Origin of the sequence: Kitasatospora sp. NPDC056531 (assembly GCF_042794375.1) — a bacterium.
In the GTDB taxonomy this organism is placed as follows: Bacteria; Actinomycetota; Actinomycetes; order Streptomycetales; family Streptomycetaceae; genus Kitasatospora.
Genome location: NZ_JBHTTU010000150.1, coordinates 1 through 10,018, shown reverse-complemented (window position 1 = coordinate 10,018; position 10,018 = coordinate 1). Strand labels below are relative to the sequence as shown.

Below are 10,018 nucleotides of genomic sequence, written 5' to 3'. Positions count from 1 at the left end.
GGCCGGTGCCGAGCCCGGACAGCGACAGCGGCAGCAGGTAGGTGCCGACCGCCGCGCCGATCCGGCTCACGGAGGTGGCAACCCCCACGGCGGTGGCCCGGATCTCGGTCGGGAAGAGCTCGTTGGGGTAGGTCCAGTCGAGCACGTTGGGCCCGCCGCACAGGAAGGCGTACGCGCACAGCGCGGTCAGCGCGATGGCGGCCGGCGCGGTGGGCCACACGCCCAGCAGGGCCAGCGGGACGGTCATCAGCGCGAAGGACCAGATGATGACGGGGCGCCGGCCCCGGGTGTCGATCAGGCGCAGCGCCGGGTAGCAGCCGAGCAGGAAGACCAGGCTGATCAGCCCGGTGCCCAGGGTCTCCATCATGGTGCCGCCCGGCATGCCGAAGGAGGAGAGGATCTGCGGGCCGAAGGTGAGCATCGCGAACAGCGGGCCGACCTGGCAGAGGAAGAACAGGCCGCAGAACAGGGTGCGGCGCCGGTAGGGCGGGGTCATCAGCAGCCGCAGCCCGCCGGCGCGCCGGGCGCGCCCGGCCGCATCGGGCATCAGCTCCCGGCCGTCCACCCGGACCCCGAGGTGCTTCTCGACCACGCGCACCGCCTCGCCGACCCGCCCGTTGGCGGCCAGCCAGCGCGGCGACTCGGGGGAGCCGCGGCGGATCACCAGGAAGACCACGCACAGCACGGTGGAGCTGGCCAGCATCCACCGCCAGCTGCGCGGTCCGGCCAGCTCCAGGAACAGGTAGCCCACCACGTAGGCGAGCACCGAGCCGGCGTACCAGGCGACGATCTGCTGGCCGAGCAGGCGCCCGCGGTGCTTGGTGGGCAGCCACTCGGCGAGCAGGGAGGTGGCGATCGGGTAGTCGGCGGCCACGGCCATGCCGAGCACGAAGCGCAGCACGGTGATCGCCCACACCGAGTCGACCCAGAAGGAGAGCACCGAGCAGACGACCATCACCAGCAGGTCGGCGGTGTACATCACCTCCCGGCCGATCTTGTCGGTCAGCACGCCGAACAGGGCGCCGCCGACGAACATGCCCACCAGGGCGGCGGCGCCGATCAGGCTGACCTCCGCGGTGGACAGGCCGAGGTCGGGGCGCATGCCGATCAGGGCGACGCCGACGATGCTCAGGATGTAGCCGTCGAGCAGCGGTCCACCGGAACAGGCGAGGGCCAGCCTGCGGTGGAAGGCGGTATACGGGGCGTTGTCGATGGTCTGGGACATCTGGCTGGGGTCCTCCGGAGCGTACGGCCGCGTCTCGCGCACCGTGCGCCGGGTAGACGGCAGGGAAGACGACGCCCGCGTTGGACGGCGCCATCGCCCGCTCACACCGGGCGACCGTCCACGGTTGCCCGGGTTCACAGGGGCCGCCACCGGGTCGAAGGTCGGCCGGATTCATGGCCAAGGTCCCGAAGCGGACAGGACCTCCGGCCGTGCCGAAACCGCGCCCGCCCTGTCCCTACGGGCCCGGGCGTGCCCCGCCCGCCCGGACTCGCGCCGTAGGTGACCCTTCTCACCCGAAGCCTCCACGGCCCCACCCGCGTGGCCGTCGCCACACCGCCACCACACCCGCGCCACGCCGGGACCACAACGCCGAGGCCCACCGGGACGGACCCGATGGCGGTGCCACCGCGTGAGCCGGTGGCACCGCCATCTTGGCCAGGTGATCTCGATCTTGGTTAGGTGATCTCGGCCGACCACCGGCCTCGGGACAGGCGGATCACGCCATCCGGGGAGATCCGGGCGTTGCAGCCGAACAAGGGGAGACCGCCTTCGATCTCCCGCCAGTTCCGAATGGATTCGAGGTCCTGCCACAGCCGGCGAGGGCCGCCCTGGTGGACGGTCGGCGACTCGTACCGTTCGGCCTCGGCGCGTGCCCACGATCCGTCCGGGTGGACGAGGTACGCGATCCGCTTTCCCGGTTGCTCGGCGAAGTCGAGCCGCACGCCCGGCACGTTGATCGTCAGCATGGACCAGACTTCCCAGTTGTTCCGGATGTCCGTCACCGGGTAGCGGAACACCTTGACCTCCTCTCCTTCGCCCTCCCTGGCGGCCTTGAAGAGGTCGTCCGGGCCCGGCGGGTAGGCAGGCCCGTGGCGGGTGGCCATGAACCCGGCCCAGTCCCGTTCGACCACGCCTTCGGCGCCTCCGTCCGGGGTCTTCCAGGCGGTGAGGATCAGCGCCGTGTCCGCGATCGTGGTCACGAGCCGGCCGCCGGGCCGGAGTGCCTGGAGCCAGGAAGCGGGAACGGGCCGGACGGACACCGTCGCCACGATCCGGTCGTAGGAGCCCGGAATGGGGCCGGTGGCGTCCCGAGTGTGGAACGTCGGGCCGAGTCCCATGCCGGCCAGGCGGTCTGTGGCAGCCGTGGTCAGGTACTCGTCCACGTCCACACTGGTGACCCGCTCGGCGCCGAGCCTCTTCGCGGCGATGGCGGTCAGCCCACCGGCTCCGGTGCCGATGTCCAGCAGATCGTGTCCGGCGTTGATCCTGCCGTGCCTGAGCATCTTGATGACGAGTGCCGTGAGTGTCGCCGAGGACGTGGGCAGTCCTTCCGGCCGGTCGCCCGGCTCGGCGTGGTCGGCATGGACCCCGCCCACGCTGGTGACGACGGACTCATTCCCGTAGGCCACGTTCAGCCACCGGTCCGGGTCCTCCTCCCCGATCTGAAGGTCCCAGCCGCCACTTTCGGAGGGCGCCCACCACTTGGGGACCAACAGGTGCCGGGGCACCTCCGAGACCGGGTTCCGCCATCGAGAGTCCGGGTCGGTGGTGCGGGCAGCGAGATCCGCAGCCCGTCCCTCCCACTGGATGCGTGTCATGCCTCAGCCTCTCAGTGCTTCGGGTCGCACGCTTCGGAGTCGGTGGGCGGGCAGCCGCCGATGTCGACCGGGACCGGGCCCGAGACCGTGACCTTCGGAACGCACATGCCCCGCCGCGCGATCGGCGCGAAGTAGGCCGGCGCACAGGCCTCGGTGTTGGCCGGGTTGCAGTCGTTGCTGTCGTTCGGCGGGCAGCCCGCGGTTGCCTTGCGTGGAATGCCGGCGGCGGTCTCCGCCCATTTGGTACTGGTCAGGACGTCACGGAGGCCGGCCTCCGTGACGTTTCCGGTCGGCAGGAACCTGCCGAGTACGCACGGGCTGACCGTGCCGTCGGGCAGGATGGCCACCTTCCCCAGGGCGCACCTGCCGCAGAGCGTGTCCACGGTCGGCTCCGCCCCTCCTGCGGCCCGCCCGACCAGCCGCGTGTTGTCCAGGGTGACCCGCCCGACGCCGAGTGCCTCCAGTTCTTCGACGGCCAGCTCCGCCAGCTGGCCGTCGTTGACGCGGACGACCCCGGCACGGATCGGGATGTTCCGGTGAAGGGCCCTGATGATGTTGTCCCTGGTCCGCTTGTGGCTTCCCGGCTTCCCCGTCACCCGGTCGTGCTCGTCCGGGTTGACGGAGTAGTACGACGTGCCCAACGAAACACCGGGCTGGGACAGCACATCCCATGCCTGATCGGCGATCTTGTACAGGTTGGTGAAGACCTCGACCTTCAGCTTGAAGCCCAGAGCATAGTCCACCAGGTTCTCCCAGCCCGCGAAAACCGTCGGCTCCCCGCCGATCAACTGGACGGTCTCAACGCCGAGTTCGGCACACTCGGCAATCACCGCCATCCAGTCGCCCTGGCCCATGGTGCCGTGTGGCGCCGTCGGGCCGGAGTCGCTGAGGCAGTGGCCACATGCCAGTTGGCACCTGCCGGTCAGCTCCAGCTCGACCGTCCTGGGCACGTCCAGGCCGACGCTGTTCGGCTCCGCCTTGGTGGTCGTGGTCATTGCGGTGGTTCCCCTTCCGTGTTGGTGGTGATGCGGATGGGCTCGGGCCGGCTCGACCGGTCCAGAGGGAGGGTCCTTCCTCGTCTGCCCCGAATGGGGAACGGGACCAGCTCGGAAGGCGGCCCTCCGGCCGGTGGTCCTGAATCAGCCGACCGGGACCGGCACGCCCCGCACGAGGAGCGGGAGGCCGGCGCCGTGCTCCCAGGCGTCCCAGGCGTCCTGGACTCGTCGGCACTGGTCGTCGGCCATGACCTCGGGCAGCTTGGACTCGGGCACCCAGTGGAGGCCGCGGATCTCGTCCGGCGGCTGGTGGCGGCGGACGGTCTCGGCCTGTTGGGGCGTGATCATCCCACCCGCGTAGACGAAGTTGACGCCCTCTGGGAATTCGGCGGCGGGCACATAGTCGATCGTGAGGACGGTCCGGAGGGCGAGGACGAGTCCGGTCTCCGTTTCGAGGTGCCGGCGGGCCGCGAGGTGCGGCAGCTCGTCCTGCTCGGCGCTGCCGCCGGGCAGGGTCAGGCCCTCGCGGTAGACGGGGTCGATCAGGAGGACGAAGAACTCGTCCCGCTCGTCGGGGTTTTCGCGTAGGACGAAGACCTGCTGGCCCGATCGCCGTACGGGAGGCTTGGTCATGATGCGGGTCCTGCTCAACTCTGCTCCAAGTGTGAGGAGTTCAGGGATGTGAACGGATCAGCGCTTCGCCAGCGTGAATTCGTTCCGTAATCGTCTGACTACCAGGGTGGCTCAGCTTCCTCTAGGATCGGAAGAGTTTCAAATCTCTAGTCCGGCCAATTTTAAAGAGGGTGATCTTGGTTCGTCGCACACTTGACCCAACGTCATCTCCGCTAGAGGCATTGGCGGTTCAAATCGGCAGGTCACGCCAGGCCAAAGGGATGACTCAGATCGAGCTCGGCAAGCGAGTCGGGTACTCCAACGTCTACATCTCGAACGTGGAGCGAGCCAAACAAGCTCCGTCTTTAAAATTCGTAGAGCGCGTAGATGCCGCCCTCGATGCCGGTGGCGCCCTGACGGGGCTGTGGTGGAGCTGGAAGAACGGCGCTCTGTTGCCTGGGTTCTCCGAGTACCTTCGACGGGAACGCGAAGCGATCGCAGCCAGACTGTTCGACACGGATATGGTGTCGGGCATACTTCAGCACCCGGACTACAGCGCGGCCTACGAAGCTGGCATCGTCCGACGCGGGGAAGCGACTCGGGAGCAAGCCGACGGACGGCTTGGCTTGCTGGCCCAACGTCAACTCATGCTCGACAGAGGAACAACGGTCCACGCTGTTCTGGACGAGGGAGCCCTTCGTCGACCGATCGGTGGCCAGCGGATTATGGCCATGCAACTCTGTCACCTGGAGAGTCTCAGCGAACGCCCGAATGTCATCATCCAGGTTGCCCCGTACCGCCTTGCTGAGGATCGACCGCTGTCCCATCCCGTCACGCTCTTGACCCTCCCAAATAGGGCTTTGGTCGGGTACACGGAGACGCTTCAACGGGGATACCTGGAACAAGATGCCGGGACGGTGGCCCGATGGGTCGATAGATACGATCGACTCCAGGTCAACGCGCTGAGCGAACCGGACAGTTTGGCCATGATCCGGGAGGCACGGAAGGAACTGGACCATGCATGACCCAACAGGCGCCAAGTGGCGTAAGAGCAGCTATAGCAACGGCGGGGGCGGCTGCATCGAGGTAGATGACGCGCTCCCCGGCAGGGTCCGTGACTCCAAGGACCCTCAGGGCCCGGTCCTGGTCTTCCCGTCCGAGGCCTGGAAGTCGTTCGTCGCCGCCGTCCGCAGCGGCGAGTTCGGCGACGTCTGAGCCGAAGTCCTGAACCGCAGGCCCGGACCGCATCCATGGCGGTCCGGGCCTGCGGTCACTTCCGCAGCCGCAGCTACGAGGTGCGCGGCTCCCCGGTCTCCTCGTCGTACGACGAAGTGCCCTCATCGAGCAGCGGCTCCTGCGTCCTGAGGTGCGCCGGGGCCAGCGCCCGCAGCGCGTGGTAGCCGGTGATGACGACCAGGGTGCCCAGGGCGATGCCGCTGAGGCTGAACGTATTGGTGAACTTCATCGTCACGTTGCCGATGCCGATGATGATGCCCGCGGCGGCCGGCACCAGGTTCAGCGGGTTGCGCAGGTCCACCTGGGCCTTGGTCCAGATCTGCGCGCCGAGCAGCCCGATCATGCCGTACAGGATCACGGTGATGCCGCCGAGCACCCCGCCGGGGATCGCGGCCACCACCGCGCCGAACTTCGGGCAGATGCCGAACAGCAGCGCGAAGCCGGCCGCGGCCCAGTAGGCCGCCGAGGAGTAGACCCGGGTGGCCGCCATCACGCCGATGTTCTCCGAGTACGTGGTGTTGGGCGGGCCGCCGAGCGCGGTGGAGAGCACGGAGCCGACGCCGTCGGCCGAGATCGCGGTGCCCAGCTTGTCGTCCAGGTTGGTGCCGGTCATCTCGCCGACGGCCTTGACGTGCCCGGCGTTCTCGGCGACCAGCGCGATCAGCACGGGCAGGGCGACCAGGATCGCGGACCCCTGGAAGGAGGGGCCGTGGAAGGCGGGCAGGCCGATCCAGTCCGCCTTGCCGACGCCCGACAGGTCCAGGCGCCAGTGGTCGGTCATGTGCCCGCTCGCGTCCACCGAGTGGATCTCCCCGAAGACCCGGTCGAACGTGAAGGAGATCCCGTACCCGAAGAGCAGCCCCAGGAAGATCGCCACCCGCGACCAGAAGCCGCGCAGGCACACCACCGCGAGTCCGGTGAACAGCATCACCAGCAGCGCCGTCCACTGGTCCTGCGGCCAGTAGGTCGAGGCGGTCACCGGGGCCAGGTTGAAGCCGATCAGCATGACCACCGCGCCGGTGACGATCGGCGGCATCGCCGCGTGGATGATCCGCGCGCCGAACCGCTGGACCGCCAGTCCCACCACGAACAGCGCCGCGCCCACCACGAGCACCGCGCCGGTCACCGTGGCGCTGGTGCCGCCCTGCGCCCGGATCACCGCGGCCACGCCGACGAAGGACAGCGAGCAGCCGAGGTAGCTGGGCACCCGGCCGCGGGTGGCCAGCAGGAAGATCATGGTCGAGACGCCGGACATCATAATCGCCAGGTTGGGGTCGTGAACTGCTCGGGACTGAGGTCGATTTGGTGCACATAGGTATCCATGAGTTTGTTTTCGATCACGGTTTGTTGGATCGATGAGACGACTGTCAGTGGTGTGTGTGAAGGTGGTGGCACTGGCTGGGAGGGGGTGACGTGACCAGGCCGAAGAAGAAGCTCCGGCGGATCGACGCGCCGTTCGTTTCCCTTGGCCCGTCGGGTGTGACGGTCCGTGACCGTCTCAAGGGCCTCACGCCTGAGGATGAGAAGGTGCTGCGGCTGGTCGGCGGGCATATGGGGGCGCTGGCGTCGAGGGACCTGAAGGCGCGCTGCGCGGACGGCCTGGAGCACGGTAAGGAGACGTGGGCCGCGCGCAAGCGTGACCTGACCGTGGAGTCGTCGTCGCGCTGGGCCGGGAGCGTCACGAAGGCCACGCACGACCAGTGGGCGCTGTCGCGTCGCGGGCAGGCCGCGTACCTGGACTCGTTGGACGCGGGTATCCGGATGCTGCGCCACCGTCTGTCGTTGCCGGTCGGGGAGAAGGGCACCAAGCGGGCACCCGGTGGCTACCGTTCCACGCACGAGTGGTTCGTCAAGTCCCGTCGGCTCGCGGCGCTGGAGGAACGGTACGCGGCTGCCCGGGCCGATGGTGAGGCAGGTCGCGTGCATGTGGTAAGCGGTGGCGGGAGGTTGCTGAACACCCGGCACAACCTGGCCGCCGCCGGTCTCACCGAGGCTGAGTGGCGAAAGCGGTGGGAGAGCGCGCGGTGGTTCCTCGCCGCTGACGGCGAGTCGGGGAAGCGGTTCGGCAACGAGACGATCCGGGTCACCCCGGACGGTGAGGTGTCGATCAAGCTCCCCGCCCCGCTTGCCGAGTACGCCAACGCCACCAGCGGCCGATACGTCCTTTCCGCGAAGGTGTCCTTCCCGCACCGGGGCGAGGAATGGCGGGATCGGATCGAGGCCAACCGGGCGGTGGCGTACCGGATCCACCTGGACGTGGACCGGGGGCGGTGGTACCTGGACGCCTGCTGGACCCGGCCCGTGGTGCGGCCGATGCCGTTGGCCACCGCCCGCGCGGCCGGGATGATCGGGGTGGACACCAACGCCGACCACTTCGCGGCCTGGCATCTCGATGCGCACGGCAACCCGGTCGGCAACCCCCACCGGTTCCCCTACGACCTGACCGGCGCCACCACCCACCGCGACGCCCAGATCCGCCACGCCATCACCCGACTGCTGCACTGGGCGAAGCGGTGCGGCGTGACGGCGATTGGCTTGGAGAACCTGGACTTCACCGCCGAGGCCACCCGCGAGAAACACGGCCGCCGCAAGCGGTTCCGGCAGCTCGTCTCCGGCATCCCCACCGGCAGGCTCCGCGCCCGGCTCGTGTCCATGGCTGCCGAACTGGACATGGCCATCGTCGCCGTGGACCCCGCCTACACCTCTCAATGGGGCGCGCAGCACTGGCAGAAACCCATGGCCGCGCCCACTCGGAAGACCACCCGACACGACAGCGCCGCTGTCGCGATCGGGCGACGCGCCCTCGGACACCCGATCCGGCGACGGACGGCACCGCCCCACGACGACCGGAGCGATCGTCGTGGGCATCGGACCGCCCAGGCCCCATCAGGTGTGCGCGGGCGTGAGGAAACCCGCCGCCCCGTCACGGACCGTGCACACGATGCACGCAGCCGGACGGGGAGTACGAGAACGCGGGCGACCAGCGCACCCAAAACCGTTCGGGATGCGCGCAGTGCCGTGGCGTGGATCCAAGACCCACTCCTGCTCACTGATTAGGAACGGTTCGCTTTCTCTGTGCTTCCAAGCTCTGTACGTCGCTGTACGTCGAGCAACCAACCGCACCATTGTCCCGGCCACCGTGCGTCCCGCTGCCCACCCGGCTCCCGCCTGACCTGCGCGGACTACCCGTACCGGGCGCTACAACAGCTCCGCCCGGGCCGCCTGGATGCCCGCCTGGAAGCGGGTCCGGGCGCCGAAACGGTCCATCAGCTCCCGTACCCAGCGCTGCACCGTACGGGTGGACACCCCCAGCTGGCGGGCGATCGACTCGTCGGTGAGCCCGGCCGCCAGCAGCGTCAGCAACTGCCGGTGCCGGTCCTCCGGCGGCTCCTCGGGCAGCTCCGGCAGCCGCATCCCGTGCGCCCAGTACAGCTCGAACAGCCCGGCCAGCGCGTCCAGCAGGGTGGAGGGCCGGATCAGCAGCACGCTCTCCAGCTCGGTGCCCGCGCTGACCGGCAGCAGCGCCCACCGGTCGTCCAACAGGGCCAGCTTCAGCGGCACTTCGGTGTGCACCCGGGCCTGCTCCCCGGCCGCCGTGAAGGTCCGGATCTCCGCGAGGCGCTCCGGGTCGCGCAGCACCCGGCTGTGGTACACCACCCGGGTCGCCACCCCCCGCCCCAGCAGCGTCAGTTCGGTCTGCGGATCGGTACGGCGTACGTACGGCGGACGGTCCAGCACCCGCAGTCGCTCGCGCACTCCCAGCTGCAGGGTGCGCCACAGCTCGGCGATCGAGCGGCGCCCGCTGATCACCTCCACCGGCCCGGCCGCCTCGGCGCCCGGCCGGCCCTGCCGGTAGGCGCGCATCAACTCGCCGATCCGGCCCCGGGCGCGCCGCAGTTCGACCTCGCGCCGCAGCAGCAGCTCCTCCAGCGCCACGTCCGGCGGCACCGCCGTCCATGCCCCCGCCGCGCACGCCTCCACCAGCCCCAGCTCGGCCAGTGCGGCCAGCGCGGCCACCACGATCGGGGCCCGCAGGTTCAACTGCGCGGCCAGCCACTGTGGATCGGCGGCCGCCGTGCCGAGCAGACGAAGGTAGAGCTGCTCCTCGACCGCGCCCAGGCCGAGTCCGGCGAGCATGCCCGTCCCCGACACGGCACCCTCCTCGCGCACTGCACCGCCAGCGGACGAGCCGACTCTGCGCCACCAGGTGGACGAAATCAAGGGATTGATCGGTCGACATGTTCCCGCCATGTCGGGTTCCTGCCCACCCGGCTCCCTTCCCCGCCGTCGGAAGCGGCCTCCAAGCTGGGCGGCACCCCCACAACGCCCAGTCAAGGAGCCCCCCATGGCCC

8 protein-coding genes and 1 pseudogene are annotated in these 10,018 nt (G+C 69.5%); 3 read left to right on the top strand and 6 right to left on the bottom strand.

What is annotated here, in order from left to right; all coding sequences use genetic code 11:
- From ACFQ87_RS42280 to ACFQ87_RS42265, 4 genes are all read right to left on the bottom strand, one after another.
- The coding region (locus tag ACFQ87_RS42280) for an MFS transporter (RefSeq protein ID WP_380616290.1) at window positions 1–1,225 on the bottom strand (1,225 nt) is incomplete at its 3' end.
- A gap of 455 nt (window positions 1,226–1,680) precedes the next feature.
- Window positions 1,681–2,823, bottom strand: coding sequence for a 50S ribosomal protein L11 methyltransferase (locus ACFQ87_RS42275; RefSeq protein WP_380616289.1), 1,143 nt, complete (start codon window positions 2,821–2,823; stop codon window positions 1,681–1,683).
- Between the two features lie 11 nt (window positions 2,824–2,834).
- Entirely contained in the window at window positions 2,835–3,818 is a 984-nt protein-coding gene (locus ACFQ87_RS42270; RefSeq protein WP_380616288.1) for a radical SAM protein, read from the bottom strand.
- A gap of 144 nt (window positions 3,819–3,962) precedes the next feature.
- Window positions 3,963–4,451 (bottom strand): NUDIX domain-containing protein, encoded by a 489-nt coding sequence (locus ACFQ87_RS42265; protein WP_380616287.1) that lies wholly within the window; start codon window positions 4,449–4,451, stop codon window positions 3,963–3,965.
- A 170-nt stretch (window positions 4,452–4,621) separates the two neighbouring features.
- Here ACFQ87_RS42265 and ACFQ87_RS42260 point away from each other — a divergent pair, with 170 nt between their 5' ends.
- Both ACFQ87_RS42260 and ACFQ87_RS42255 read left to right on the top strand, forming a co-directional pair.
- Window positions 4,622–5,455 carry a helix-turn-helix domain-containing protein gene (locus ACFQ87_RS42260; protein ID WP_380616286.1) on the top strand — a complete coding sequence of 278 codons (834 nt, stop codon included), beginning with the start codon at window positions 4,622–4,624 and terminating at the stop codon, window positions 5,453–5,455.
- Window positions 5,448–5,645: a DUF397 domain-containing protein gene (locus ACFQ87_RS42255; RefSeq protein WP_380616285.1), complete on the top strand. Its 198-nt coding sequence runs from the start codon at window positions 5,448–5,450 to the stop codon at window positions 5,643–5,645. The genes ACFQ87_RS42260 and ACFQ87_RS42255 overlap by 8 nt, the downstream gene beginning before the upstream one ends.
- 73 nt (window positions 5,646–5,718) lie before the next feature.
- Here ACFQ87_RS42255 and ACFQ87_RS42250 read toward each other — a convergent pair.
- Window positions 5,719–6,942 (bottom strand): annotated as a pseudogene (locus ACFQ87_RS42250) (uracil-xanthine permease family protein); the annotation flags it as partial.
- Between the two features lie 137 nt (window positions 6,943–7,079).
- Between ACFQ87_RS42250 and ACFQ87_RS42245 the strand changes: the two are divergent.
- The gene (locus ACFQ87_RS42245) at window positions 7,080–8,723 is read left to right on the top strand and encodes an IS200/IS605 family accessory protein TnpB-related protein (RefSeq protein ID WP_380616284.1); all 1,644 of its coding nucleotides are present in this window, start codon (window positions 7,080–7,082) and stop codon (window positions 8,721–8,723) included.
- Window positions 8,724–8,864: 141 nt separating this feature from the next.
- On the opposite strand, the gene ACFQ87_RS42240 is transcribed toward ACFQ87_RS42245, so the two are convergent.
- Window positions 8,865–9,818: a LuxR C-terminal-related transcriptional regulator gene (locus ACFQ87_RS42240; RefSeq protein ID WP_380616283.1), complete on the bottom strand. Its 954-nt coding sequence runs from the start codon at window positions 9,816–9,818 to the stop codon at window positions 8,865–8,867.
- Between the last annotated feature and the right edge of the window lie 200 nt (window positions 9,819–10,018).

Excerpts from the sequence above, each read along its gene's own strand:
- ACFQ87_RS42265 (WP_380616287.1), bottom strand. The coding sequence starts at position 4,451 with ATGACCAAGCCTCCCGTACGGCGATCGGGCCAGCAGGTCTTCGTCCTA.
- ACFQ87_RS42255 (WP_380616285.1), top strand. The coding sequence starts at position 5,448 with ATGCATGACCCAACAGGCGCCAAGTGGCGTAAGAGCAGCTATAGCAAC.
- ACFQ87_RS42275 (WP_380616289.1), bottom strand. The coding sequence starts at position 2,823 with ATGACACGCATCCAGTGGGAGGGACGGGCTGCGGATCTCGCTGCCCGC.
- ACFQ87_RS42270 (WP_380616288.1), bottom strand. The coding sequence starts at position 3,818 with ATGACCACGACCACCAAGGCGGAGCCGAACAGCGTCGGCCTGGACGTG.